General features: G+C 37.5%; 27 protein-coding genes, 1 pseudogene and 1 other annotated feature (1 of these 29 cut by a window edge). All 28 genes and pseudogenes read right to left on the bottom strand.

From position 1 onward, the window contains the following. Positions 1 to 30: a binding site (T-box leader), on the bottom strand (it extends 292 nt beyond the left edge of the window). Positions 31 to 97: 67 nt separating this feature from the next. Continuing rightward, a complete protein-coding gene (locus SNE38_RS02995; RefSeq protein WP_191702308.1) occupies positions 98 to 643 on the bottom strand; it encodes a DivIVA domain-containing protein in 546 nt (181 codons plus the stop codon). A 96-nt stretch (positions 644 to 739) separates the two neighbouring features. After that, complete coding sequence (locus tag SNE38_RS02990; RefSeq protein WP_191702307.1) at positions 740 to 1,528, bottom strand: YlmH family RNA-binding protein; 789 nt, start codon at positions 1,526 to 1,528, stop codon at positions 740 to 742. A 141-nt stretch (positions 1,529 to 1,669) separates the two neighbouring features. Next, a complete protein-coding gene (locus tag SNE38_RS02985) occupies positions 1,670 to 1,927 on the bottom strand; it encodes a YggT family protein (RefSeq protein ID WP_191702306.1) in 258 nt (85 codons plus the stop codon). Positions 1,928 to 1,952: 25 nt separating this feature from the next. Then, on the bottom strand, positions 1,953 to 2,489 hold the full coding sequence (locus tag SNE38_RS02980; RefSeq protein ID WP_191702305.1) for a cell division protein SepF: 537 nt from the start codon (positions 2,487 to 2,489) through the stop codon (positions 1,953 to 1,955). 12 nt (positions 2,490 to 2,501) lie between these two features. After that, positions 2,502 to 3,170: a YggS family pyridoxal phosphate-dependent enzyme gene (locus tag SNE38_RS02975; protein WP_191702304.1), complete on the bottom strand. Its 669-nt coding sequence runs from the start codon at positions 3,168 to 3,170 to the stop codon at positions 2,502 to 2,504. Positions 3,171 to 3,245: 75 nt separating this feature from the next. Next, a complete protein-coding gene (locus SNE38_RS02970; protein ID WP_191702303.1) occupies positions 3,246 to 3,485 on the bottom strand; it encodes a PRC-barrel domain-containing protein in 240 nt (79 codons plus the stop codon). A 102-nt stretch (positions 3,486 to 3,587) separates the two neighbouring features. Then, a complete protein-coding gene (gene sigG / locus SNE38_RS02965) occupies positions 3,588 to 4,358 on the bottom strand; it encodes an RNA polymerase sporulation sigma factor SigG (RefSeq protein ID WP_191702302.1) in 771 nt (256 codons plus the stop codon). A 90-nt stretch (positions 4,359 to 4,448) separates the two neighbouring features. Beyond that, complete coding sequence (gene sigE / locus SNE38_RS02960) at positions 4,449 to 5,156, bottom strand: RNA polymerase sporulation sigma factor SigE (RefSeq protein ID WP_191702301.1); 708 nt, start codon at positions 5,154 to 5,156, stop codon at positions 4,449 to 4,451. Positions 5,157 to 5,169: 13 nt separating this feature from the next. Then, positions 5,170 to 5,991 carry a sigma-E processing peptidase SpoIIGA gene (locus SNE38_RS02955; protein WP_191702300.1) on the bottom strand — a complete coding sequence of 274 codons (822 nt, stop codon included), beginning with the start codon at positions 5,989 to 5,991 and terminating at the stop codon, positions 5,170 to 5,172. A gap of 184 nt (positions 5,992 to 6,175) precedes the next feature. Beyond that, positions 6,176 to 7,336 (bottom strand): cell division protein FtsZ, encoded by a 1,161-nt coding sequence (gene ftsZ, locus SNE38_RS02950; RefSeq protein ID WP_191702299.1) that lies wholly within the window; start codon positions 7,334 to 7,336, stop codon positions 6,176 to 6,178. A gap of 40 nt (positions 7,337 to 7,376) precedes the next feature. Then, on the bottom strand, positions 7,377 to 8,672 hold the full coding sequence (ftsA, locus tag SNE38_RS02945; RefSeq protein WP_191702298.1) for a cell division protein FtsA: 1,296 nt from the start codon (positions 8,670 to 8,672) through the stop codon (positions 7,377 to 7,379). Between the two features lie 113 nt (positions 8,673 to 8,785). After that, complete coding sequence (locus tag SNE38_RS02940) at positions 8,786 to 9,139, bottom strand: small basic family protein (protein WP_191702297.1); 354 nt, start codon at positions 9,137 to 9,139, stop codon at positions 8,786 to 8,788. Positions 9,140 to 9,153: 14 nt separating this feature from the next. Further along, positions 9,154 to 9,861 (bottom strand): DUF881 domain-containing protein, encoded by a 708-nt coding sequence (locus tag SNE38_RS02935; RefSeq protein WP_191702296.1) that lies wholly within the window; start codon positions 9,859 to 9,861, stop codon positions 9,154 to 9,156. A gap of 23 nt (positions 9,862 to 9,884) precedes the next feature. Then, the gene (locus SNE38_RS02930; RefSeq protein WP_191702295.1) at positions 9,885 to 10,625 is read right to left on the bottom strand and encodes a DUF881 domain-containing protein; all 741 of its coding nucleotides are present in this window, start codon (positions 10,623 to 10,625) and stop codon (positions 9,885 to 9,887) included. After that, positions 10,615 to 11,466 carry a cell division protein FtsQ/DivIB gene (locus tag SNE38_RS02925; protein ID WP_191702627.1) on the bottom strand — a complete coding sequence of 284 codons (852 nt, stop codon included), beginning with the start codon at positions 11,464 to 11,466 and terminating at the stop codon, positions 10,615 to 10,617. The genes SNE38_RS02930 and SNE38_RS02925 overlap by 11 nt, the downstream gene beginning before the upstream one ends. A gap of 7 nt (positions 11,467 to 11,473) precedes the next feature. Beyond that, entirely contained in the window at positions 11,474 to 12,529 is a 1,056-nt protein-coding gene (gene ftsW, locus SNE38_RS02920) for a putative lipid II flippase FtsW (RefSeq protein ID WP_404829002.1), read from the bottom strand. Positions 12,530 to 12,574: 45 nt separating this feature from the next. After that, entirely contained in the window at positions 12,575 to 13,927 is a 1,353-nt protein-coding gene (gene murD, locus SNE38_RS02915) for a UDP-N-acetylmuramoyl-L-alanine--D-glutamate ligase (RefSeq protein WP_336045837.1), read from the bottom strand. Beyond that, on the bottom strand, positions 13,924 to 14,898 hold the full coding sequence (gene mraY, locus SNE38_RS02910) for a phospho-N-acetylmuramoyl-pentapeptide-transferase (protein WP_191702293.1): 975 nt from the start codon (positions 14,896 to 14,898) through the stop codon (positions 13,924 to 13,926). The genes murD and mraY overlap by 4 nt, the downstream gene beginning before the upstream one ends. A 141-nt stretch (positions 14,899 to 15,039) precedes the next feature. Continuing rightward, entirely contained in the window at positions 15,040 to 16,956 is a 1,917-nt protein-coding gene (locus SNE38_RS02905) for a penicillin-binding transpeptidase domain-containing protein (protein ID WP_191702292.1), read from the bottom strand. A gap of 329 nt (positions 16,957 to 17,285) precedes the next feature. Next, positions 17,286 to 19,202: pseudogene (locus tag SNE38_RS02900) on the bottom strand (penicillin-binding transpeptidase domain-containing protein); the annotation flags it as partial. Positions 19,203 to 19,240: 38 nt separating this feature from the next. Beyond that, positions 19,241 to 19,621 (bottom strand): cell division protein FtsL, encoded by a 381-nt coding sequence (gene ftsL, locus SNE38_RS02895; protein WP_191702290.1) that lies wholly within the window; start codon positions 19,619 to 19,621, stop codon positions 19,241 to 19,243. A gap of 3 nt (positions 19,622 to 19,624) precedes the next feature. Next, the gene (gene rsmH, locus SNE38_RS02890; protein ID WP_191702289.1) at positions 19,625 to 20,575 is read right to left on the bottom strand and encodes a 16S rRNA (cytosine(1402)-N(4))-methyltransferase RsmH; all 951 of its coding nucleotides are present in this window, start codon (positions 20,573 to 20,575) and stop codon (positions 19,625 to 19,627) included. A 26-nt stretch (positions 20,576 to 20,601) separates the two neighbouring features. Next, a complete protein-coding gene (gene mraZ / locus SNE38_RS02885; protein WP_191702288.1) occupies positions 20,602 to 21,033 on the bottom strand; it encodes a division/cell wall cluster transcriptional repressor MraZ in 432 nt (143 codons plus the stop codon). 175 nt (positions 21,034 to 21,208) lie between these two features. Next, positions 21,209 to 22,825 carry a bacillithiol biosynthesis cysteine-adding enzyme BshC gene (gene bshC / locus SNE38_RS02880; protein WP_336045836.1) on the bottom strand — a complete coding sequence of 539 codons (1,617 nt, stop codon included), beginning with the start codon at positions 22,823 to 22,825 and terminating at the stop codon, positions 21,209 to 21,211. A 106-nt stretch (positions 22,826 to 22,931) separates the two neighbouring features. Next, complete coding sequence (locus SNE38_RS02875; RefSeq protein WP_336045835.1) at positions 22,932 to 23,327, bottom strand: DUF3397 domain-containing protein; 396 nt, start codon at positions 23,325 to 23,327, stop codon at positions 22,932 to 22,934. Then, a complete protein-coding gene (locus SNE38_RS02870; RefSeq protein ID WP_336045834.1) occupies positions 23,324 to 24,217 on the bottom strand; it encodes a ketopantoate reductase family protein in 894 nt (297 codons plus the stop codon). Before SNE38_RS02870 ends, SNE38_RS02875 begins: the two co-directional genes overlap by 4 nt. 68 nt (positions 24,218 to 24,285) lie before the next feature. After that, the gene (locus tag SNE38_RS02865) at positions 24,286 to 25,824 is read right to left on the bottom strand and encodes an acyl-CoA carboxylase subunit beta (protein WP_336045833.1); all 1,539 of its coding nucleotides are present in this window, start codon (positions 25,822 to 25,824) and stop codon (positions 24,286 to 24,288) included. 17 nt (positions 25,825 to 25,841) lie between these two features. Beyond that, a complete protein-coding gene (locus tag SNE38_RS02860) occupies positions 25,842 to 26,054 on the bottom strand; it encodes a biotin/lipoyl-binding carrier protein (protein ID WP_191698509.1) in 213 nt (70 codons plus the stop codon). Between the last annotated feature and the right edge of the window lie 120 nt (positions 26,055 to 26,174).

Here is a 26,174-nt window from a genome sequence, read left to right as displayed (position 1 = left end):
TAAATTTACTGTCTCCGTCAACGCATGATGCAATATGCATCCTATTCATTATTTTTCAGTATATGAAAAGGCAAGATGAAATGTCAAGTCCCCACCATTAATAGACAGCATTTTCATCATTTTGACTATCTTCATTAGTTTCATGGCGATTGTTATCCTGAATTTCCGTTAAATCGACATCGTATTCTAACAAACGATCCCAATCATCAGTATTTAACAAATCGAGTTGAGCTTCTACTAGCATTTTAAAACGATTACGGAATACTTTAGATTGTTTTTTTAATTCGTCAATTTCAATTGCAATTTTTCGTGCTTTTGTTAAGGCATCATTTACAATACGATCTGCATTTTTCTCGGCTTCCTTGACGATTAACTTCGCTTCTTTTTCTGAGTTGCGACGCACTTCACCTGCAGCCTCTTGTGCAACGATAATCGACTTTTGTAATGTGTCTTCCAAAGAATTATAGTGATTCATTTGAGTAGACATCATTTTTACTTTCTCTTCCAGATCCTTTTTCTCGCGTAAAATAATTTCATAGTCTTTAATTATTTGATCTAAAAACTCATTTACTTCGTCTTCAGCGTATCCACGGAATCCGCGTGTAAATTCTTTATTATGTATATCAAGAGGGGATAATGGCATATCGTTCTACTCTCCTTTTTTTGCGTATGTTCTTAAGAGTATTATAATCGTTTCTCTACTGAATAACATCATATTTCCCCAAAAACTGATGAAAAATTATACTTTTTGCTCTAAACGTCCTACTTGTAAACGTATTTTATCTTTTTTCGTTCGCCCTTCTGTCATAATGACTTTCATGCGTCCATATCCGCGCGCAGAAATAATATCTCCTTCCTGTAGTTCAAAGGCGACTGCTTCACGCACTGTCCAATTTACTTTAACCTTGCCGCCCTGGATTAAGCTTTGCGACTTTTGCCGTGAAATATTTGTGATCGTTGCAAGTACAACATCCAATCGCATCGATGAAACAGTATGTGAACTTTCGCTCCATTGTTCCTCGTTTAGAATAAGAGCTGTACCAGGATTCACTACTTCAGCATGCACCTTTACTTTGCCAATTCCCGATAAATTCGCTCTTACATAATCAGCTATTTCTGTTGCCAAAGCAAATTGCACTGTATTTTCAGCAAGACGGATATCCCCAAACTTCCCACGATCCAAACCAATTGATAAAAGTGCACCCAATACATCAGGATGGCGAAGCTGCACAAACTTTGATGGATAACTCAACGCATAAACTTCTATTTGAAAATCCGATTCTTCCGGTTGTAAATAGGAAGGCGCAATCAACATACGTTTGCGCTCTGCATCTTCAAAGACTCCTTCTGTAAACACTTGAATTTCTTCCGATTGATGAATGATGGATTGAACGATAAAACGTTGGCGAGGATCTAAAAAATCAGTGAGCTTCGGGGCGTAACGATCCTCTACTTCACGTTGCCAACCGATTACTTGCTCAATAAATGGCTGCTCATCTTTGCGGAAATGTTGTATTAAATGCTCCATCACTATGCCTACTTTCTTATAGAATATATTTCTATTTTTTCCATTTTTCTTTTAATATAAACTTCTCGTAAAACATAATTACTTTACTTTTTATTAAAAATAAAGAAAACTCCTACATTAGCAGGAGTTCGTTCAACTATATTATAAGAAAAATGCTAGTACGCTATAAACGCCACGCTCAATAAATACTAATGCAAATAAACCTACAATTGGTGATATATCAATCATGCCAATCGGTGGGATAAACTTACGGAAAAATCCTAAATACGGTTCACATACTGTTTCAAGGAAACGACCAACGGGTGAATCTTGTAGCGCTGGAACCCAAGACATTAATATGTAACCAATCAGCATAAAACGATATATTAGAAATGCTGTTGATACTAATTGAAAAATCATAATTTTTTTACCTCACAAAATTTAATTACTCAAACGTTAAATTGGATATTTCTCCTGAAACTTCTACATTTTCTGGTGTACATAAGAAAATATCATTTCCAATACGTTGAATATCTCCACCTAAAGCATACACTGTTCCGCTTAAAAAATCGATTATTCGTTTCCCTTGGTCACGATCAATCCGTTGTAAATTAACTACGGTAGCACGCTTGTTTTTTAAATGTTCTGCGATATCCTGTGCTTCGGCATATACTCTAGGCTCAATTAAAACAAGTTTTGAATTTTTTGATGACGATGCAGCCTGTAAGCTCACAACATTGTTATGATTTTGCGTAACAACTTCATTGCGCGGTGGTTGCTGTTGCATTTTACGCTCCTTTTTCATTCGATTTTGAATGAGTTGTGGTTGATGCTTTTGCCCCGAATCCTGATAATACTGTTGTGAATCACTTTGTACAGCTTTTGGTGCTTGCTTTTGCGATGTTTGCGTTTGAGCCTGATCATATTCTTCTTCTAATTCTTCTAAATAAAAGAATTTATCAAAAATGTTTTTAATGCTCATATTAAACCCTCCTTAACCAACAAGAGCTGTTCCAATTCTAACAAATGTCGCCCCTTCTTCAACTGCAATTTCGTAGTCATTTGACATGCCCATCGATAATTCAGTACAAGGTACATTTGGTATGTTCAATTGTGACACTTCCTGTTGCAATTGTTTTAACTGTTTAAACACTTGCCTTATAACGGTTTCGTCTTCTGTAAAAGGAGCCATTGTCATTAAACCCACTACTATAATCTTTGAAAATTGCCCAAGTTGCTTCACAAATTCCAGCGTTTGCTGCTTAGTTAAGCCGTGTTTGGATTCTTCTCCAGAAACATTCACTTGTATAAAACATTTCACAGCTTTTGTTGCTCGTTTTTCAATTTCCTCAGCTAAGCTTAAACGATCAAGTGAATGTAAATAGTCAATATCATTGATAACTTGTTTTACTTTTCTCGTCTGTAGAGAGCCAATATAATGCCAGGAGACATTTGAATTAATAGATTGCAATTTATTCGTCAAGCCTTCAGGGCGATTTTCTCCCAAGTTTGTTAACCCAGCTTCTATTGCCTCTTTAGTACGATTGACATCTACTTCTTTTGTCACTGCAATAATGTTTACTGTTTGATCTGTATTTGCACGTTGTTTAGCATTTACTATTTGTTTTTGAATATTTAACAGATTATCCTCGATTTTCGCCACTTTTTTCCCAACTTTACAACAATAGTTTCTTACATTGTAACAAGGGACACTGGAATTTTCAATGAATAGGGTGAATTATTCATCATATGATTTCACCAATATAACATCTTTTCCAACTGTGAGTATATGACTAAATGCAATCTTCTTCACTAACTCTTCCCCTTGAAATAAATGGTAAAACTTTTTAGGTGGAGATATTATAAAGGCAGTGATAACTCCTTCTTTTTCATCTACCTCTGCATCCACAATATAACCTATAAATTTACCGCTTGTTGCTTCAATGATTTCCTTCTCTTGAACGGTTGAAAAACGCATTCCTCCATCCTCTCTTTGAAATTTAAATTACTCTTGCATAAGTATTTGAATATAGAATAAAAGGACAGCCCTACATAGTTGGACAGTCCTCATCATTTCTATTTAACGAAAATCACGTTTCATCATTTCTACTGCACTTTTTTCCAATCTTGAAATCTGTGCTTGTGAAATACCTAAAGATTGGGCAATTTCTGTTTGTGTCTCACCTAGGAAAAAACGTTTTTCTATAATCATTTTTTGTCTGCTATTTAATTTTTTCATACTTTCTTGCAGTGAGATCGACCCCACCCAATGTTCTTCTGTAACTTTGTCTTTAATCTGATCAATCATAAAGATTGCATCACCGCCATCGGAATAGATCGGTTCCTGTAATGACATAGGGTCCTGAATTGCATCCAGTGCAAATAGTACATCTTCTTTTTTCATCTCTATAGCCTGAGCTAATTGTTCGATAGTTGGTTCTGTTAAATGTTCTGCAATATATTGCTCTTTCGCTTTCATCGCCTTATACGCAATATCGCGTAATGATCTGGAAACACGTAATGCATGGTGATCTCTCAAATGACGGCGAATTTCACCCATAATCATCGGTACAGCATATGTCGAAAATCGTACATTATGCTTTAAATCAAAATTATCAATTGCTTTCATTAAGCCAATGCAGCCTACCTGAAATAGATCATCCGCCTGTTCACCACGATAGGCGTAGCGGCCGACAATGCTGAGCACTAAACGTAGATTGCAAAATACCAATTGCTCACGAACAATCAATTCCCCTTGCTGTAATCGGATAAATAAATCCTTCATTTCATCTGGCTTTAGTACCGGTAATGTTGATGTATCTACACCACATAATTCCACTTTTGTACGCATACAACTTCACCTTCCGAACTTGATTGTCTTTTGTCTTTTCAATCATTTTGTCCGAAATGTTCGTCGCTATGCGCGCCAAAATTAACCATCTTATGCAATTGGTTCGTTTAAATATTCCCGTAAATCTAAAATAATTTTTTTCTCTAATCTAGAGATATATGATTGCGATATGCCTAAATGATCCGCTACTTCCTTTTGCGTCATTTCGTCCTTTCCATTTAATCCAAAACGGCATTCCATAATGTATTTTTCTCTTGGTGTTAGTTGATTAATGGCATTGAACATGTGCTGACGTTCGATTTTACGTTCTACGTCCAATGTAATAATATGTTCCTCAGTACCTAGTATGTCAGATAGTAGTAATTCGTTGCCATCTGCATCGGCATTTAACGGCTCATCAAAGGAAACTTCCCCTTTCATACGGCTCGTCTTACGTAGATGCATCAAAATTTCATTTTCAATGCAACGTGATGCATATGTGGCTAATTTTATATTTTTGTCCAAATTAAATGTTTCGATCGCCTTAATAAGACCTATTGAACCGATGCTAATTAAATCCTCTATCGGTGTGCTTGTATTATCAAAACGTCTTGCAATATAAACAACTAAACGTAAATTTCTTTCAATTAACATGTCTCTGGCATGCAAGTCACCATTCATAAAAGCTTCGACTACGACAACTTCTTCTTCTCGAGTTAATGGAATAGGCAATGAATCATGTCCCCCTATATAGTATGTCCCTTTTTTTCTAAAGTAGCTCAGTATGTTTAAAATTATTGATTGAATTTTTCGAAACAATATCGATCCTCCCTTATGAATTCGTTAGGACAAACACATGTGCAATCATTTGTGCATTTTGCGGAAAACGCGCATCATTTTTCGTAAAAACAACATAGTGGTTTGGATACGCTTTATCACCAACAGTAATCGAAGCACGAAAAGCTGGTACGAGTACTGTGCCTTTTTGTACCGTGGTAATCGGAACTATACGTATTCGTTTTTGTACTTCTTTTGAAAACATTGTCAATGAGTAAGGTTCAGTTTCACTCCATGCAAGTAAACGTTCATTAAATTCCTGAGATAACATAGATTGAACAGATTTAAATGAGATAAAATGTACGGGTGCTTGGCTAAAAGGCTCCGTGCTTTCATTCCCTGTATCTATATAAGTTAATAGCTCTAATTGCATATCCAGTAATTCAACTTTACTAGTTGTCACATAACGACTTTGTGCAACTTGCTGCAATTTTTGAAACCAACCTTTTCTCATTATTGTCAAACTAATACATACTATGCCGAAACATATAAAAATATATGCGAAAAATGGAGATGCAAGCAAAAATGGCTGTAATGCTGTTAATAATCCACCAGCGAGCAAAGTAGCGATCACAATCCACTTGCCTTGCTCAAAAAATATTTTCCATTTAAATGAAAAAGCAATGCCTAATAGTAAGATGAAACTTACAAGCAACATAAAGATGTTTCCCATAAATAACACAGCAATCATCGCACTACTAAAGGCCGCTAAAATTAATCTCCAAATTGGAATGATGGTGTATGTCATAGTTGCTGTAAATTTTAATAATACGAGATTCATTAAAAAGTTCATTAAAAGAATCCATTCTGCATACATGTATTGTCCTCCTAAAACAAGGTTATCAAAGCAAATGCGAGATTTTTGTCTAACCGTTGCAGTAAAATCCAATAATCGTATGACATAGTATTACTTCATTCAAAATCATTCGACAAAAAAGCTAGTTTAACGCTTCAATTCCGAAACGTTAAACTAGCTTTTAAATTGTATATTTAATTGATAATTAGCGATTGCGACGGTTACGTAAAAACGTCGGAATATCCAGCGCATCATCCTGCTGATAGCTTGTTTGCTGCTGCTGTTGTTGTTGTGGTTGACGCGGCGCTTCTTGTTGTACCTGTTCTTGCATACGTGTAGGTTGCTGTTGTGTCGCAGCTTGTTGGCGCGCTCCAATTGACGGGCGCACAGGCTGTGGTTTTTGGACAATAAAGTCGTCAGAGAACCCTGTTGCAATTACAGTAACAATTATTTCATCATTTAAGTTGTCATTAATAACAGAACCGAAAATCATATTAACCTCTTCATCTGAAGCTAATTGTACGATATCTGCTGCTTCCTGAACTTCAAATAGACTTAAGTTCGTTCCACCTGTGATGTTCATAATAACACCTTTTGCTCCATCAATTGATGTTTCAAGTAATGGAGAAGAAATAGCCTTTTTAGCTGCTTCTACTGCGCGATTTTCACCTGCAGCAATACCAATACCCATCAATGCAGAACCTTTATCGGACATGATTGTTTTCACGTCAGCAAAGTCCAGGTTGATTAAACCCGGTGTAGCGATTAAATCCGAAATACCTTGTACACCTTGACGCAATACATTATCCGCCTCACGGAAGGCTTCTAGCATCGGTGTTGATTTATCTACAATTTGCAATAATTTATCATTTGGTATAACGATTAATGTATCAACGGCTTCCTTCATGGAAGTAATACCGCCAATTGCCTGAGTCTGACGTTTACGGCCTTCAAATGTGAATGGACGTGTTACAACACCTACCGTCAATGCACCTAAATCACGCGCAATAGAAGCGATTACCGGCGCTGCACCTGTACCTGTACCTCCGCCCATTCCAGCAGTAACGAATACCATATCTGCTCCGCGCAATACTTCTTCCAACTGTTCGCGGCTTTCTTCAGCGGCTTTTTTTCCTACTTCCGGGTTGGCACCTGCGCCAAGTCCTCGAGTTAATTTACCGCCAATCTGTAATTTATATTCAGCTTTTGATAGATTTAAAGCTTGTGCGTCTGTATTGACTGCAATAAAATCTACGCCTTGTACACCATGCTCTATCATGCGGTTTACAGCATTGTTACCGCCCCCACCAACGCCTATTACCTTAATAACGGCTAATTGGTCCATATCCGTTTCGAATTCTAACATACACTTCTCCTCCTAATTGTTCACGTCATTCATTTTCGTATTAATCGAAAAATTTGTTTAACAGGTTTTTTGCGCGATCAATCACACTTACTTTATTTGCGCTTTCTACTCTCTCCGGCCCATTTGCTTGTTTTTTAGAAGGAGTTGATTGAGTAGGATAAGGTGCTGCATATGAAGAAGCGTCTACTGGCTCACTTCTTCCATAAAAGTCGTCTTCTGCATTCGCGTATCGTATTAAACCAACCGAAGTTGTAAAGGCTGGTTCACGAACACCGATATAATCCGGCGTATAAATACGAACTCTCGTCAGCATAATTTGACGTGCCAATTGGGCAATGCCCTCCAGCTGTGCTACTCCACCAGAAATCACTATACCACCGGGTAAATCCTGTATACCCATTCGAGCTAATTCATCTAAAACTAGTTCAAATAACTCTTCTAAACGTACACCGATAATCTCCGAAATATAGCGTTGGCTATATTGATCTGTTGTATCTGTTCCAACGACAGGTACATCAAATAATTGCTCATCGGAAGCATCATCATAAAAAGCATGTCCATATTGCTTTTTAATTTTTTCCGCTTGTTCAGTTGGTGTTTTTAATACAATTGATAAATCTTTTGTAATATGATCTCCACCGACTGGGATAACAGCTGTATTCTTCAATAAACCATCCTGGAATACAGCGACCGTTGTGGAGCCGCCACCTAAATCTATATAAGCTGTTCCTTGGTTTTTTTCGTCTTCCGTCAGCGCAAAATTTCCTGCTGCTAACGGTTGTAAATAAATTTCACGAATTTGTAAACCTGCACGTTCTACACATCTTAATACATTATGTACAAGCGTCTTCGAGGTTGTAATCATCGTTGCATCCATCTCTAAGCGAATACCAATCATACCGCGCGGGTCCTTAATTTCATCTAAGTTGTCTACTATAAATTGTTTAGGAATTAAGTTTACTAGCTCTCGCTCTGGTGGAATCGACATAACTTGTGCAGAGTCAATTACCCGTGCCAAATCATCATCCGTAATTTCACGGTCTTCCCCATTTACCGCCACAACTCCTTTTACAGGCTGTAATATGGTTTGATTTGCTGGTACACCGAGCACTACTTCCTCTATTTTTATACCAGTCATTCGTTCTGCTTGGTCCACAGCTTTTTTTATCGACTGTACAGTTGCATCTATATCAACAATTGCACCTTTTCTTATACCAGTTGATTTCACATGACCTACACCAATTACGTGCAATTGATCATCGTTCATTTCTCCGATTAGGACCTTTATTGAAGAAGATCCTATATCGAGTGAGACATAAATTTCTTGATGATTCAACTTCTGCACCTCCTTCGATTACTCCTATAGTTTATTCTATTGTAAATTTACATGATTGTCTAAGTAAAACGATAAATTGTAATGATATTTTAACGTGATTGTTATGAGTTTTCCTACTTATTAAGTTTTCTATTTTCAAATTTTGTCAAAATTAGCCTACGAATTACCGCAATATTTTGAAATAGTCGTACTCCAAAGGCAAAAATTGCTGCTAAATACAAATCTACCCCTATATGAACTCCTAAAAAAGCTAACCCTGCAGCTAAAATTATATTAAAGAAAAACCCTGAAATGAATACTTTATCGTCATATACTTGTTGAAGTTGTGCGCGAATTCCGCCGACCATTGTATCGAGAGCAGCTAGCACAGCAATTGATAAATAGTTTTCATAGACGGATGGAATTTGAATATCTGTTAAAATACCCAATACCACACCAAATATAAGTCCTAAAAGTGGTAACCACATATTCGCATCCCCTTCTATTTCTCAGATAGATAATTACTTTTTTGTACGGTTACGACTGAGTTTATTCGTACATTTTTTTCTGCTTCATGAATCGTCAACACAAGATTGTCAATGTAGAATTCATCCTGAAATGACGATGCCAATAAATGATTCTTTAATTTTTCAGCTTGCTCATAAGTAGGGGTTATTACATTTATCTCTATATTTGTATCCTCTATCGGCTCACTATTTACAGTTGTTTTTCCGTTAATATCACGAATGGCGGTATTATACGTCAATCTTTTGTCATCAATTTCAATTGCTTGTGCATTACTGCGATATAAATCGTTAATAAGGCGAATTAATAATTCAGGGGATACGGGCTTGATTTCATAACCAAAGTTCATTAGCTCCTGCGAAGGCTCGATTGTCAATGTCAAACCTGGTCCCCTTGTTGGTAATATACCTGCACTCTCTTTTAAATTATCTACTGTTTGTTCTAATAGAATTTCAGGATTATTAAATTCCGCATCTTCGTATTTACTTACTGTGTCAGACAGGTCACTAATTGCTGTCAGAAGCTCTGAATGACGCTCCTGTTCCACTGAAAGTTGTTGACGTATTTCCCATATATCTACTGTGTTTCGTTCAGCTGGGCTTTGAACAGTGTTGTATTGCACTGCCAGCATAAAGCCAATGATGAACGAGATCATCGTAATATTACGGTACATTTTTTTCGTCATCATCTTCCCTCCGATATTATGCCTTACTCATCGCTGATAGTTTTCATTTCTATTAAGTCGCTTTTTTCTACCGTCACGACAATTTGTTCATTTATCAACTGGTCAAAGACCCCACCTGACAATTCCAATGAGGAGACTAACACCTCTTGGTTTCCTACTGCTTCCACAACAAACGGTGCTGGATACTGTTGTCCATCTATCGTAATGACTGGTCCGTTACAAATAATATACGAATTTGGTTTTAACCGCTGTCCGTTAATTGAGATGCCTTCAGCTCCAGCAATTTTTAATTCATTTAATAATTTAAATATGTGACTTTCGTGAACAATATACTCATTTGGATTCGTTGTATTGGGATTATAATCACCATCGCGAAGTGTAATTTTGATTCCTGGTCCTACTCCTGCCGATAATCCTAATAATAATCGTAATTGTTCTGCATCCTGTCGATTTTGTTCATATTGAGCCTCATTAGAGGAAAATTGCTTTTCATATGCTCGAATTTTATCTTCCAATTGTGCGAGCTCTTCTGCCAACTCTTTGTTGCGTTCCTTTTTTGCAATTAAATCTTCTCTGTACTGATTTTCTTGCTCAAATTGTGGCGAGGCAGAGCTTAGCGTACGCTTGTCCTTTGATAAATTATAAGAAAAACCGATTATAAAACCGGTTATTATACATACAATTAGTAAAGCAATATATTTACGAGACAACAATAATGACTTTTGCTTAGGTTGCTTACTGTTGTTGTTATCGCTATTCATCATTTTGTTCTTCCAGTTGCCCCCCTTCTTCGGTCTCCGCACTACCTTCATCATTTAACTCCGGATTTTCTGAATCCTTGCCCAATAAAGAGTATTCATCTGAAAAAGGTCTGTAGTAAGAACCCACTTCAATATCTACAACCCCTTTTTCAAATGCTTCCTCATTTTCAATTTGAGCGACAATTGACGGATAGTAATTAAGCTTTTCAGCTAAAGTATTTGCATCTGCCCTTACTTCATAACCATCATTCATATAAAGTGTAATCGAATAAGGATCAGCCTCGGAAGGATTTGCATTAATTTGGGATATGAGTGACAATACTTCAGGCTTTAATTTTGCAAGCTCCTTTAATAGCTTTTTCCGTAATGACTCATCTTCAAATTTCAAAAAAATTGGGGCGTCGATTGGAACAATTTCATTAGGTTCATTAAAAACAACCCCATTATCCAACATTGGGTGAAATTCTCCATCCTTTGAGATATAGGCAACTTTTTGCCATTCCTCGACCGTAATTTCAATTTCATTTAAAAACTTCCGTCGTACCTCTACCGATTTGACCCATTCATGCTGAGCAATCAATTCCTGCACATCAGGTATTTTAAATCCCCATAAAGAATCATCAACATTTAGATTTGACTGCTCAATATAAAATGTATCTTCTTTAAGCTGTGCGCCCTTTATATTGATTTTTTTAATATCGCTATAAGGTAATTGAAAATAAAGAAGTATCATGATGATGAAAAGAAATACCGTAACTAATGCAAGAAATTTTAAATTTGTACGTCGTCTTCTACGTTTTTTCATAGTAGGTACGCGCTCTGTAATATCGATTATTTTTTCCATCATCTTCCTACTCCTTTCTTTTATCATTTGAAAGATTCAAAATGAGCGCTACGGTGACCCATATTACAAGCAACGAAGTCCCTCCATAGCTAACAAATGGTAATGTAACACCCGTTACGGGTAATAAATTAATAACAACCCCGATATTAAGACCTGCCTGAACAGCAATCATCGTTGTTAGTCCGCATATTGCATAAAAGTGAAATACATGATCACACTGTAAAGCCAATCGATAACCAAATACTAAAAAGCACGCAAAAATAAGCAGTAGTCCCATCCCGCCAACAAGTCCGACTTCTTCCAAAATAATGGCAAAAATAAAATCATTCTGCGGCTCTGGTAAATATAAATACTTTTGTCTGCTTTTTAGTAAGCCATGTCCAAATAATCCTGCGGGTCCTATTGCAAATAAGGATTGTACTGCCTGGAATCCACTGCCCAAAGGATCGGCCCATGGATTGATAAAAGCTTCAATACGTTTTAGCCGGTATGGGGCAGCAATGATTAACCCGACCAATCCAGCCATTCCAAGACTTATTAGAATTACATAGAGTCGCAATGGATATTGCGCAATAAAAAACACAATTAAAACAACAACTACTAAAATAAAGACAGCACCAAAATCTGGCTGCAACATAATAAGTGCAGATGGAATCATTAAAATTACAAAATGTTTCAATTGAACAATACGTTCATACGATTTACGCTGAGATAATAATGCGCTAATATAAATAATTGTTGTTACTTTGGCAATTTCTGCAGGTTGAACGGTTAATGGCCCTATTCCAATCCAGCTCTGTGATCCATTTCTAACAATTCCGATACCAGGAATCAATACTGCAATAAGTAACACAATCGAGACAATATAAAGCATGCCCCATACCTGTTGACTTCTCAATAATTCCCATTTCATCATGGCTATACAAACAAATAGCGCAATAATAAAATATATAGCCTGCTTTTGGTAAAATGGGGTTTGTCCAGTATAGTGAACATTACCCCAATATGTACCCGCAGAAAATATAAAAACTATTCCTATTATTGACAAAACGATGGCACTTATAAAAAAATATTGCTGTAACTTTTGTGACAGTGTAACTATCCTTTCTTATGAAAGTTTCATAACACGATCAATAAATAAGTCGCCACGAATTTCAAAGCTCTCATGTTGATCCCAGCTTGCACATGCAGGTGACAATAGAATAATGTCACCTTCATCAGATATTTTTGCTCCATAACCGACTGCGTCCTCTACATCAATTGCACGTACAATATTTGTAATTCCACATGACTTTGCAAATTCAATTAAGCGAAGTGCAGTTTCCCCAAATGCGACAACTGCTTTTACGCGTGTCATTTCCTTACGAAGCTCTTCAAATGAATGCCCACGATCCAATCCACCGGCCAACAAAACAATTGGGCTGTTAAAGGCTGCTAATGCACTTTTTGTTGCCAGTACATTTGTTGCCTTTGAATCATTATAAATTTTTCGTCCTTGCCATTCTCGCACAAATTGTGTACGATGGCGAACTCCTGCAAAAGTTGCAAGCACTTCCTGAATCGCTTCAATCGGACAGTTTTGCAGCTTAGCGGCTGCTACGGCACATAATATATTTTCCAAATTATGTTCACCTGGTAAAACGATTTGTTCACGACTTAATATCGCTTCTCCGTACCAGTAAATATTATTAGTATCTGCACTAATGCCATTATCCGACCGGCCTTTAGTTGTGAAAGGTACTAATTGCGCTTTTGACTTTCGAGCATAATTAGCAACAATTTGCTGATCAGCATTATAAATAAAATAGTCGTCGCTCGTTTGATTACGTGTTACACCGAATTTTGCTTCTGCATATTCCTCAAATGTCCCATGGTAATCTAAATGGGCTTCATAAAGATTTGTTAAAATGGCAATACGTGGTCGGAAACTTTTAGTGCCCATTAGTTGGAAAGAGGATAATTCTGTCACAATGACCTCTTCTGCGCTTGCTTCTGCCGCAACACCACAAGCCACAGTACCAATATTCCCAGCAATTAGCGGCTTCAATTGGCCAGCTTTCAACATTTCATAAAGCAAAGTCGTTGTTGTCGTTTTACCATTCGAACCCGTTATACCGAAGAAAGGTGCTTCACTTACTAAATAAGCAAGTTCCATTTCTGTTATGACTGGCAAGCCCTTTTCAACGGCATCCGCAATAATTGGGTTCGTATAAGGAATACCTGGATTTTTAACGACAAGTTCAAATCCTTCATCCAACAAATCTTCTGGATGACGTCCACAAATTACTGTAATCCCTTTTGATAGTAGCTCTTGCGCTTCCGGGTTTGCATCAAATGGTTTTGCATCATTGACTGTTACAAATGCTCCTAATTGATGAAGTAGTTCTGCAGCCGCAACCCCACTTTTTGCTAAACCTAACACTAGTACTTTTTTTGATTGCAATCCTTCAAACTTCATCATATTAACGCCTCCGCTAAAACTGCTATAAGTGCTACGACACAACCAGTCGACCAAAATACAAGGACGACTTTCCATTCAGACCAACCTGATAATTCAAAGTGATGATGAATAGGGCTCATTTTAAAAATGCGCTTTTTACGAAGTTTGTAACTTCCTACCTGTAAAATAACCGACAATGTTTCGATGACGAATACAAGACCGATTAATAATAACAGCAACTCCTGCTTTACTAATACCGAAATCATTGCCAATGCACCACCAAGTGCAAGAGATCCTGTATCTCCCATAAATACTTTTGCCGGGTTTGCATTGAAAATTAAAAACCCAAGCAGAGCACCTGTTACAGCGAATGCAAATAGTGCAATATCGGGCTGCTCATTAAACAGCGCAATAACACCGAATGCTGCAAACGCGATTGAAGCTGTACCTGATACAAGTCCGTCTAACCCATCTGTTAGATTAACTGCATTCGAAAAGCCTACTAACCAAAAAATTAAAAACCCTACATACAAGATTCCTAAATCAATGGACATATCTGTATATGGAATTCCTACTGATGTGTCAAAAGATCCTAAACGTAATAGCAAAAATGCTGCAATAGCAATAGCAATTTGACCAATTAACTTTTGTAGTGAAGTTAATCCTAAATTACGTTTAAAAATAACTTTTAAACCATCATCCAAAAAGCCAATAACCCCAAACCCAACTAAAACAAGTAATAATACAACCGTTTGTGTTGTAAATAAGTCGAAAATAATTGCGACAATTATTGTCGAAATTATAATGGCTAATAAGAAAATTAATCCACCCATTGTAGGTGTCCCAGCTTTTTTCATGTGGGATTGAGGTCCTTCTTCTCGAATACTTTGCCCAAACTTCAATCTACGTAAAAGCGGTATCCCTATTGGTGCTAAAATGACCGTCAATAAAAATGATGAAAAAAGTATGGTCAATGTTGTTGATAATGTCATAATATATCTCCTTTAAAACTTCTGTCTGGATATGATGGAACGTTTGATTTTTCAACGGTTTGTATCTGTATATGTTATTGTGAAAAAACAACCCTCACTATAATAGTTGTTTTAGAGGAATTTTAAAAGGCTGAAATCCAATTAATTTCCTAAATATAAATGAACAATGTCGGTTTGAAGAATTTGGCTATCTGGTTTCGGCACTTGCTCGATCACTTCATTTCCTTCTCCGTGCCATTGAATTCTATAAGGATACAAATTCGGTATAACCTTTTCCTTTGTCAACCCAACAAAATTTGGTATGCGCTCTGTCAATTCATCGCCCCAAACATAGTTTCGTTCTATTTGATTCTCTTGCTTTTCTATATTGTATAGTGGTGCCGCGTCCTCAATAATGCGACCGACAATCGGTGCAGCAATTACACTACCAAACTGCAATCCACTTTTTGGGTTATCTACCGCTACATAAACGATAATTTCCGGATCATTCGCTGGTGCAAAACCGATGAAAGAAACGATATAATCTCCATCCTTATAACGTCCATTCTCAACTTTTTGGGCAGTCCCAGTTTTGCCTGCAATACGCAATCCATCTCGGAAAGCTTGGCGGCCGGATCCTTTTGCTACAACTAACTCTAAAGCATGACGGACTTTCTCCGATGTTTCTTCACTAACTACCTGGGCTTTCACCTCAGGTTTCTGCTCCATAATTACTTCATTTGTATTTCCATCCAAAATTTTTGCTACCGTATACGGCTTATACAGTGTGCCACCATTGATAGCAGCTGCGACCGCTTGCATTTGCTGAATTGGCGTTACGGAAACACCTTGACCAAAGGACGTAGTAGCGTGTTCTACAGGACCAAATGCCTCTTTTGAAAACAATATACCTGAAGATTCACCCGCTATATTGGAACCTGTTTTTTTACCGAAACCAAATCGATGGATATACTCGAGTAATTTATCCGAGCCAATTCGTTGTCCAAGCTCGACAAATCCCGGGTTACAGGAGTTTTGTACGACTTCGTAAAATGATTGGTCTTTATGCCCTTCACGTTTCCAGCAGCGTAAACGTGCTCCTTCAACCATTGTATAGCCCGCATCATGAAAATGGTCATGTTCCATATCTACAACATCTTCTTCAATAGCAGCGCTCAGTGTAATAATTTTGAATGTTGAACCTGGCTCATACGACATAAATACAGGCAGATTACGATTATATATACTTGGATCCACTTCTGAAAATTTGGTTGGATCATACGTTGGAAAAGAAGCAAGTGCCAGTATTTCCCCACTGTTCGGATTCATGGCAATCGCCAGCGCCTGATCAGCATCATATTCCACCATTGCCTGCGACAATTCTCGTTCGACAATCTTTTGGAGCTTTAAATCAATCGTCAGCTGGATTGTTGCCCCATCCTTACCGTTTTTCCATTCGTCATCTACATGCTCTAACGTATTCCCTTTTGCATCAGTGAATAATCGAATTGCTGCATCCGAGCTTTTTAATAATTCATCATATTCGTATTCAATTCCTGCTAAACCTTGATTGTCAACACCTGTAAAACCTAAAAAACGCGCTAACAAATTCCCGTGTGGATAGGACCTCACATAATCGACTCCACTGTACAAGCCTGGAATTTGCATTTGCTGGATTGTTACCGCTTGATCATATGAAATATTTTTTGCTTCCGGTGCTATTTTTACTAAAGAGATGCGTTGCTCCAGTTTTTTCAAAATTTTGGCTCGATCTTTGTTCAGTACTTTGGATATGGCATCTGCTACATACTCTTTATCTTCATTTTGTGATGGCATGAAGTACAACGTTGGTGCTAATTCATTAGAGACGATTACCTCTTCGTTTCGATCGGTAATTTTTCCTCGCTCCGCATGGAATGGAATTTCCCGGTCCCAATTCTCTTTCGCCATTGTCGAAAGCTTATCATACTGAATAACCTGAACGGACACTAACTTAACAAAAATCGCCACGCCGTATACTACTAGTGCGATGGCGATCCATGTTAAGCGTTTTTTTGATTTTGTTGTTACCCACTTCATTTTATGACACCTCACCTAAAATAGCGTATGTTATAAATGAAGTTTGTATTCAACTCTCTCTAATCTTGTGGAAGTTCTTCTTCAATTTCTTCGTCTTCCAATTCCATATCTTCTGCTGGTGGTATCGAATGTTTCTCTTCAGGTGTTTTCAGCTTTACAACAATTGGAGCATCGTCAACAATTATCGTCCCTTGGGATATACTCTGACTTTCTACATACCCCTCACCAACAATTTCAATCGGAAGTTTTGACAATGATTTATAGACAAGTAAATTACGCAATGACCAGTTTTCAAATGAAGGTACCGTAATGTCACCATCTGTTTTTAAAAATACGATACTTCCTTTTGTCAATGAAGTATCGGCAACCGGGAACTGTTCTGAAATCTCTCCGCCTTGACCGATTAATACTGGCTGTAGCCCATCTGCCTGTAGTTTAGTCATTACTGTATCGGTTTGTTGTCCTATATAATTCGTAATTTTGCTCGTTTGCACTTCTGCTACGTCCGCTGGATTAATATTCATGTATTTCAAACTATTTAATATAACTGAATTAAATACTTGAGATACCGGGTCAGAACCGATTTCTGTCTTACCAAGTTTCGGTTTTGCCACTGAAATAAACATAACCAGCTGCGGGTCTTCCATAGGTGCCATCCCTAAAAATGAATAAAGGAATTCATTTTTCCCCCAGTCATAGCCCACACCACTTACTTTAGGCATTTGCGCTGTTCCCGTTTTCCCAGCAACATTATACCCTTCAATTTGGAAACGTTTCGCATTACCTGCTTCACCATAAACTGTGGAAGCTAGGAGCTCTCGCGCTTTTTTTGCTGTATCTGCAGAAATGGGTTGTCCTTTTTTTGTAGGCTCAGAATCTACTATAATCTCACCTGTGTTTGGATTTACGATTTTATCAATAACATATGGCTGCATCATTTCACCGTCATTCGCAATTGCAGTTATACCTTGAATTAACTGAATTGGTGTAACAGTTGAGCCTTGTCCGAATGTTGTTGTATACTTTTCCAAAGGATAACGCGAGTTAATAATTCCACTTGCTTCATTTGGAAGATCAATACCCGTTTTTTGACCGAAGCCAAATTCCTTTATATAGCCTTCGTAAGTTTCCCATCCCATAATATCAAGCAAATTTGTCATTGCTGTATTGGATGAGCGCTGGAAACCTTCTAAATAGGAAATCCTTCCCCAACCGTACGTATTATGGTCTTTCACCGTATCTTTATAAACTTTATACTGTCCCGACTGGTATTTTTCATTCGGGTACCAATTTCCAGAATCGATTGCTGCTGCAACCGTAAATGCCTTAAAAGTAGAACCTGGCTCAATCGTGTTTTCGATCACATCGTTCAGCCAGTTACCCTCCAAACCTTCACGTGTATCCGGGTTAAATGTTGGCCGCTGTGACATTGCCAATATCTCTCCTGTTTTAGGATTCGCAACGACAGCAACCATTGATTGAGGTTTGTACTGATCATTTACGCGGGACATCGCCTCATCCAAAAAATTTTGAATGGTTTTATCGATTGTCAAATAAATGTCATTACCATCTTGCGCATCCTGTATAATTTTATCGCTATTTGGCAATAAATAATTACGAGCATCTCGTTGGTATGACAATTTACCATCTTTACCTGTTAACTGCTCGTTATAAATAGATTCAAGCCCCATTTTGCCTACGACAGAGGAATTGCCTTTATCATCCGTTTCGCGCAATGCAAAACCGATTAGATGGGAAGCGAAAGCACCATTCGGATAATAGCGCTTTTTGTCGCTATATAAAATGATTCCAGGTAATTCGAGTTCTTCAATTTTCTTTTTCACTTCATGACTAATCCCGCGCCCCGCAAGTCCAAATTCAACTTGATATGTGTTTGCTCCAGACTTTGGAGTTAGTCGGGCCAATATTTTTTCTTCATCCATTGGGATAAATTGAGCTAACAATTTGGCTGTTTCTGCCTTATCCACAACATGACGAGGTTTATTTTTATTTTCTGTTGCAGATTCATTAATCACGGCCACGAGCCGATAGCTTAGCGTATCTTCAGCAATTACATTTTCATTACGATCTAAGATTTTCCCACGGTCTGCCGATAGTACATAGCCCGTCTCGTACCTTGCTAAAGCTTCAGCCTCTAGCTCATGCCCTTTTACTACCCCAGTTGCCTGTATCGATACGAAGCGCCAATATAATAGTAAAAAGAGCCCTCCAAAGATTAAAAACATTAGAAAGGCTCCATACTGGTAACGAAATCTTCTCTTTTTCATTCCCCCGGCACTACCTTCACATTTTTCTCATTTAGTGTTAATCCGAGTTCTTTCGCTTTTTCCCAAATACGTTGATGAGTGGAGCGTTCACTTACTTGAACTTTTAAATCAGTATTATTATTATTTACCTCAGCTATGTCTCGTTCAATTGATTGGATTTCCATACTAAGTGTTTGGATTTCTCCTTGAGTATGTAATATGGAAACAGCGAAAAATGCTACTATGACTGTAAAGATTACGAACAAAAACTTTTCCCGTGCAGAAAAAAGCTTTAATTTCGGCTTTTTTCTAATGACAGGTTGTCTTTGTTCTTCTTGCTGATGTTGAGGTAGTTCTGGCTGCTGTTGAATATATACTTGCCTAGCTCTTAATGCCATTTATTACCCACGTCCTTTGTCATTAATTTTTTCAGCGATGCGCAATTTTGCTGAACGTGAACGATTATTCGCAGCTAACTCCTCGTCTGTTGGTAAAATAGGCTTTCTCGTCACTAATTTAAGGATAGGTTTCATATGTTCCGGAATAACCGGTAATCCATGAGGTAAATCCGGTAATGATGAAGCCTCTTTAAATAGTGTTTTTGTCAAACGATCTTCTAATGAGTGGAATGTGATAACACTAATACGACCGCCAATTTTCAATAAATCGATAGCATCTACTAATGAATCTTCTGCTGCACCTAACTCATCATTTACAGCAATTCGAATTGCCTGGAAGATTCGTTTTGCGGGATGCCCACCTTTTCGACGTGCTGGAGCTGGAATACCATCTTTAATAAGCTCTACCAATTGCCCTGTCGTTTCAATAGGAGCAATTTCACGAGCTTGTTCAATTTTACGCGCAACTTGTTTTGAAAACTTTTCTTCCCCATACCGGAAGAATATACGTACTAAATTTTCGTATGACCATTCGTTCACTACATGATATGCACTAATTTCTGCCGTTTGGTCCATACGCATGTCAAGTGGCGCATCATGGTGGTAGCTAAACCCTCGTTCTGGTGTATCAAGTTGTGGTGAAGAGACACCTAAATCATATAAAATTCCATCTACTTGATGTATATTCAGTTTGTGTAATTCCTCTTTTAAATAGCGGAAATTTGCATGGACGAATATGACACGATCTAAATAATCGGCTAATCGCACTTTTGCGTTTTCAATGGCTGTTGTATCTTGATCGAAACAGATCAAACGGCCGTTTTCTGACAATTGCTGTACAAGGTATTCGCTATGTCCCGCACCACCTAATGTACAGTCTACATATATACCATCTGGATTGATGTTCAACCCATCAACAGTTTCTTTCAATAATACAGTTGTATGATCGAACATAATTTAAAGCACCTCTTACTTAGTAGTTAAAAATCAAAACCAATTAAATTCTCTGCTATGTCACCAAAAGATTCAGCAGACTGTTCAAAGTATTGCTGCCAAGCTTCCTTAGCCCAAATCTCAATTTTACTCGATACTCCTAAAACAACGCACTCTTTTTCAAGATTAGCGTATCCGATTAGTGTAGATGGAATGTTAATTCGGCCTTGCTTGTCCACTTCTACCTCTGTTGCTCCTGAAAAGAAAAACCGTGCAAATGCACGAGCATCCTTTTTCGTCATTGGTAAATCTTTTAATTTTTCTTCGAGTTTTCGCCATTCATCCATAGGATATCCAAAAATACACTGATCTAGCCCACGTGTCAGTACAAAGTGTTCGCCAAGCGAATCTCTAAACTTTGCCGGGACTATCATTCGACCTTTTGTATCAATAGAATGTTGGTATTCTCCCATGAACATGCTACTCACCCCACTTTAATAAATAATGTACCACATTCCCCCACTTTCCACCACTTATTTCATTACTTCTAATACCAATAAAAATAAATTAAGTAAATGAGCATATTCTCACACATACGTTCGGTGAAAAAAGACCTAAAAAAGAGTTATCTTCATATGAGATAACTCTTGTTTCTTATAATGAAATTAGGTTGTGTTGATCTGAAATACCCATCGGAAGTTCTAATAAATCATCAATCAAAGACTCTCCGTAGGTGTTAAGAAATAAATACGGGTTATAAAATCGTTCTTGATACTGGTTATTTGGATATAATGAAGCTTGAATCGTTTTGTAGTGCCGAATTTCAGTTTCATGCTTATCAATATTTTGCTTCTCGAGCTTCGTTTTCAAATAGTTAAATTGTCTTTCATGGTAGTTTTTATTCTTTTCTAATAAATCCTCTCCATGATAGTTTTCACTTCGTAAATAGTCAGTAAGTTCTTCATATTGACGGTGCAATTGCATCTTCATCTGTTCAATAGCATTGTTTACGCGATCGTCTTTTAAGCTTTCTACGAATTGTGCCATCTTTTGCTCATTTTTATTTGTAAATACATCTGTTACCGTAAGCTCTTTTTGCTTCAACAATGTTTCTACCTGACGTGTAATCAATGTCATGCTTAATCGCGGTGCAAAAATCGGCATCTGCAGTTGCAATGTCTCAAAGGCAGGCTTTAATGTTGCCCAATAGGCTAATTCACCAGGACCACCAACAAAAGCTAGTACTGGAAGTGCCATTTCCTGCATTAAAGGACGAGTAACAACATTGTTGCTTAAATTTTGAGGAGATTCGCTCGCAAAGGCTAACAGCTCCTCTTCCGAAAATTTTACAGAAGCAGCACTGTTTTTGAAGATGTTTTTTTGCCGTTCCAATAAAAAACGCTCTCCTTCTCTAATGTAAAACAAATTCGCATTTTGCTCTGTCGCTTCAATAGGCATAGAATATCCTGCTTGAGCAAGCTTTTGCTCTTGAGCAACGACACCTTTCGCAATTTGTTCATTACGCTCAATCAATTGTGCAAAATACATTTTTTCATATTGTCTAAACGGCTCAAATGTTGCATCCAACATTAATAAACCATGTTTTTCGAACAAATCATTCATCAATAATGTGAAAAAATCAGTAAATGTTTTACTATTGCTCGCATGCTGCAATACATTTTTCAGTAATTCCTCTGTATATTGTGTTTCTCCAAAATCTTTAAAAACATTAACGATAAATTGCTGTAGGGCCTCGCCATTCAATTCAGTCGTAGATGCCATTTTTTTCAGCTTAGAACGTTCACTATAGCCGCGCTTTTTTATTTCTCCATTCACCATTGTGTACGTGTGATTTATCTCTTCTATGTCATGATCTTCACCGGCAATCCAAAACACAGGTACGACTGGTGTATTTAAAGCTTTTCGTTGCTGTTCGGCAAGTAAAATGACCGAAATTGCTTTATGGATAGAGTAAAGCGGTCCCGTTAATAGACCTGCTTGCTGACCACCTACTACAACTACAGCTCCTTGCTCCAATTCATTTAAGTAATGATTCGCCTTTTCCGATAAGCCGTATCGTTCCATATAACTTCGTATCACTTGAGATAATTCTTTTGAACGGTATGAACGGTTCTTTAAATACGCCATCCTTTTCCCAAAAGATTCCACATTGTATTTGTATTCAAAAAAAGAATGTATATTAGCGTGTTCCGACCAATAATCTTCCAATAGCTTATTCGTCACGGGGGAATGGATTTGTTCTAGCTGCATGAAAATTCTCCTCTACTTCTCTCTTACTCAATTTTAAAACCATTTAATAAATGCTTTTATCCCCTATTTGCCATTTAATTACAGCAAAAGAAGCAAGCAATACTATTTAATCTATCATCATAAATACCATAACTGAATGGGTAATTCCAACAATCCAAATCAGGAAATAACTGAAGCTGAACAACAGGAAGTAAATACGCCAAATTTTCCTTAAAAGCGGCTTTATTTCAATCTCTTTCTTCGTTCGCCAATCAATATATGTAAATACAATCGCAATAACAAGCACCATAATGAGCATTGGCATCAACACTCCAATATCCCATAGTCCCCTCATCGCAATCGGAATTGAAAAAAATAAAAGAAATGTCGTTATATCCGCCGCCAAACCAATCGTTCTACGTTTGTTCAGTCTCAGTTTACGGCAAACGGCTACTACGGCGATAAAAGCAATGATAGGACATATAATAATTGTCGCCAACGCGAATTGAAGGAATACGATCACGTTTTTTCACCACTCTCTTCAAATGCTTTCACGAGCAAATAAAGCGTCTGTAAAATAGGCATTTTTTTATTATTTTGCTCTGCTTTTTTTAAGACCGCACCTGCAATTGTATCAATTTCCGTTCTCCTATTCGCCAGTCTATCCGCCAGCATGGATGATTTGTTTTCCGCTGTTTGTTCACACAATGCGACAACTTGATCAAATTGGAATGTTTTTTCAAATTGCGGAAATGTAAATATTATTTCACTGTATAGACTTTTCAACAACAAAAAAGTACTGTTGTCGGAAATTAATTGGCCATTCTTTACTTTTAGTATCGCAGTCAATGGATTGATAAAACAATTTAATAACGCTTTTTCCATCAACATCATTTCTGCATCCCGCTCAAATATTATTGGAAGCTGTATAGATGAAAGTTTTTCTAAAAAAGCAAATTTATCACTGTCACCTTTAGCTACTGCAACTTTCATCACACCATTACCTTTATGTGCAACATGGTTTGCTGAAAGTTTCTGCGCACCAAATTGAATTGAGCAAAATGCAATATGTTGCATGTTCAGTGCAAGTGCTTCCTCATAATGAGCCAATCCATTTTGCAAAAACAAAACAGGAATAGAGGTTTTTACACCTTCCATACTTGCATACACTTCATGAAGTTGTCCATATTTTACAGCCACGATTATTAAATCCGCTTTATTTGAAACTGCAGAAATATACTTACCTTGAATAGTAGTAATAGATTGATCCAAATTTGTACGTATATATTTAAAGTCTAAATTCATCTCTTGTTTAGATGTTTTCCTGACAATAAATACATCCATTTTCTTTTCCGTAAAATAACTTGCTAGTAATAAACCAACTGCACCTGCACCTATGATTTCAATTCGCATTTATTATACCCCAAATTTATTTCGAATTAAAAAGGTCTGCCTTCAAGACAGACCTTCAGCTTACATTATTATACTGGATACACCGGATGTTTTCGATACGGTAAAACAATTTGTTTTGAATTATAGTAATTAAAGCGCTGAATTAATGTATTGCGCAGTTGATTTGGTGCAACTATATCGTCAATTACCATTTCTGAAGCCAATTTATATAAATCAATTTCTTCTTTGTATTCTTCTATTTTTTGTTTTACAAATTGAACGCGCTCTTTTGGATCCTCAATCGCCTCAATTTTATTTGAATAAACAGCGTTTACAGCAGCTTCCGGACCCATTACCGCAATTTGCGCAGTTGGTAATGCAATGACTGCATCAGGTTCGAATGCAGGACCGCACATCGCATAAAGACCAGCACCGTAAGCTTTACGAACAATAACTGAAATTTTCGGTACAGTCGCTGAACTCATGGCAGAAATGAATTTCGCACCATGTCGAATAATTCCTGCTTTTTCAACTTTCGTACCAATCATAAAGCCTGGTACGTCTGCCAAAAATAATAGTGGAATTGAAAATGCATCACATAGCGTAATAAACTTCGCAGCTTTGTCTGCTGAATCTATGAACAATACGCCACCTTTAACTTTCGGCTGATTTGCAATAATCCCTACTACCTGACCATCTATACGAGCGAGCCCAGTAATCAACTCTGGTGCAAATAGTTTTTTTATTTCAAAGAAGCTGTTTTCATCTATTAATTGATCGATACAGTCATACATATCAAATGGAGCATTTTGATTTTCAGGAATAATTTCTTCCAATGTTTTACCGCTTTTCGGAGACTTTGTTTCGTCAACCGGCGGAAACTCTGCAAAGTTCGCAGGGAAGTAGCTCACATAGCGTCTTGCTTCAAGTATTGCTTGTTCTTCATTTTCCGCCAATACATCTCCACAGCCACTTACGGTACAATGCATGCGGGCCCCGCCCATTTCTTCCAGCGAAACCTTTTCACCTATTACCTTTTCAGCCATACGCGGAGATCCTAAGTACATTGAAGCGTTACCATCCACCATTATAACTATGTCGCAAAAGGCTGGGATATATGCCCCCCCTGCAGCAGATGGACCAAATAAAATACATATTTGAGGAATCATTCCACTCATACGCACTTGGTTATGGAAAATACGTCCCGCACCACGGCGGCCCGGGAACATTTCAAGCTGATCTGTAATTCGGGCACCTGCAGAATCAACTAAATACAGCATTGGAACCTGCATTTTTTCTGCAGTCTCTTGAATACGTATTATTTTTTCAACCGTGCGCGAACCCCATGATCCTGCTTTAATTGTCGAATCATTTGCCATAACGCAAACGGTCTGTCCATCAATTTGGCCAATTGCCGTTACGACGCCATCTGCCGGTAAATCTCCAGCCTCACAATTGGCAAAACGAGCATCTTCCTCATACTTTCCATCGTCAAATAGTTGTTTTAAGCGTTCACGGACAAAAAGTTTGTTTGTTTCTTTTAACTTTTCGTGATACTTCTTTTGTCCGCCTTCATATATTTCTTCTACTTTTTGCTGTAAATGCTCATTATAAGTAGGCTGTGTCATTATCATTCCTCCATCGCTTATGCTAGTTCTACTAATACATCATTCTCTTCAACAAAATCTCCTTCAGCTACTACAACTTTCGCCACTGTTCCATCGGATTCTGCATCATGAGCGATTTCCATTTTCATAGATTCCAAAATAATAAGCGTTTGCCCTTTTGTCACACTGTCCCCTTCTTTAACACTTACTTCAAATACCGTACCTGCCATTTGTGCTTTTACTTCTGCCATACTAAAAGGCCCCCTTGTTAGAAGATATTTGCGCATTATTACGCTATGTTTCTACTTCTATTGTAAGTAGCCTTAAAATTAATTACAAATATTTTCTCGAAAAATAATTTTATTTCTATC

It is taken from the genome of Solibacillus ferritrahens (assembly GCF_037027585.1).
Lineage (GTDB): Bacteria > Bacillota > Bacilli > Bacillales_A > Planococcaceae > Solibacillus > Solibacillus ferritrahens.
Note: the sequence above shows the minus strand (reverse complement) of the source record. Positions and strands in the feature narration are given on the sequence as shown.

Excerpts from the sequence above, each read along its gene's own strand:
- SNE38_RS02925 (WP_191702627.1), bottom strand. The coding sequence starts at position 11,466 with ATGGAAAAAATAATCGATATTACAGAGCGCGTACCTACTATGAAAAAA.
- ftsL (WP_191702290.1), bottom strand. The coding sequence starts at position 19,621 with ATGGCATTAAGAGCTAGGCAAGTATATATTCAACAGCAGCCAGAACTA.
- SNE38_RS02930 (WP_191702295.1), bottom strand. The coding sequence starts at position 10,625 with ATGATGAATAGCGATAACAACAACAGTAAGCAACCTAAGCAAAAGTCA.
- SNE38_RS02990 (WP_191702307.1), bottom strand. The coding sequence starts at position 1,528 with ATGGAGCATTTAATACAACATTTCCGCAAAGATGAGCAGCCATTTATT.
- SNE38_RS02995 (WP_191702308.1), bottom strand. The coding sequence starts at position 643 with ATGCCATTATCCCCTCTTGATATACATAATAAAGAATTTACACGCGGA.
- SNE38_RS02985 (WP_191702306.1), bottom strand. The coding sequence starts at position 1,927 with ATGATTTTTCAATTAGTATCAACAGCATTTCTAATATATCGTTTTATG.
- SNE38_RS02955 (WP_191702300.1), bottom strand. The coding sequence starts at position 5,991 with ATGTATGCAGAATGGATTCTTTTAATGAACTTTTTAATGAATCTCGTA.
- sigG (WP_191702302.1), bottom strand. The coding sequence starts at position 4,358 with ATGCGTACAAAAGTGGAATTATGTGGTGTAGATACATCAACATTACCG.
- murD (WP_336045837.1), bottom strand. The coding sequence starts at position 13,927 with ATGATGAAGTTTGAAGGATTGCAATCAAAAAAAGTACTAGTGTTAGGT.
- SNE38_RS02870 (WP_336045834.1), bottom strand. The coding sequence starts at position 24,217 with ATGCGAATTGAAATCATAGGTGCAGGTGCAGTTGGTTTATTACTAGCA.
- SNE38_RS02940 (WP_191702297.1), bottom strand. The coding sequence starts at position 9,139 with ATGTGGTTACCACTTTTAGGACTTATATTTGGTGTGGTATTGGGTATT.
- SNE38_RS02865 (WP_336045833.1), bottom strand. The coding sequence starts at position 25,824 with ATGACACAGCCTACTTATAATGAGCATTTACAGCAAAAAGTAGAAGAA.
- SNE38_RS02905 (WP_191702292.1), bottom strand. The coding sequence starts at position 16,956 with ATGAAGTGGGTAACAACAAAATCAAAAAAACGCTTAACATGGATCGCC.
- bshC (WP_336045836.1), bottom strand. The coding sequence starts at position 22,825 with ATGCAGCTAGAACAAATCCATTCCCCCGTGACGAATAAGCTATTGGAA.
- SNE38_RS02935 (WP_191702296.1), bottom strand. The coding sequence starts at position 9,861 with ATGACGAAAAAAATGTACCGTAATATTACGATGATCTCGTTCATCATT.
- ftsZ (WP_191702299.1), bottom strand. The coding sequence starts at position 7,336 with ATGTTAGAATTCGAAACGGATATGGACCAATTAGCCGTTATTAAGGTA.
- SNE38_RS02860 (WP_191698509.1), bottom strand. The coding sequence starts at position 26,054 with ATGGCAGAAGTAAAAGCACAAATGGCAGGTACGGTATTTGAAGTAAGT.
- SNE38_RS02970 (WP_191702303.1), bottom strand. The coding sequence starts at position 3,485 with ATGCGTTTTTCAACCGTTCAAGAGAAGGAAATCATTGAAGCAACAAGC.
- rsmH (WP_191702289.1), bottom strand. The coding sequence starts at position 20,575 with ATGTTCGATCATACAACTGTATTATTGAAAGAAACTGTTGATGGGTTG.
- mraZ (WP_191702288.1), bottom strand. The coding sequence starts at position 21,033 with ATGTTCATGGGAGAATACCAACATTCTATTGATACAAAAGGTCGAATG.
- SNE38_RS02980 (WP_191702305.1), bottom strand. The coding sequence starts at position 2,489 with ATGAGCATTAAAAACATTTTTGATAAATTCTTTTATTTAGAAGAATTA.
- mraY (WP_191702293.1), bottom strand. The coding sequence starts at position 14,898 with ATGACATTATCAACAACATTGACCATACTTTTTTCATCATTTTTATTG.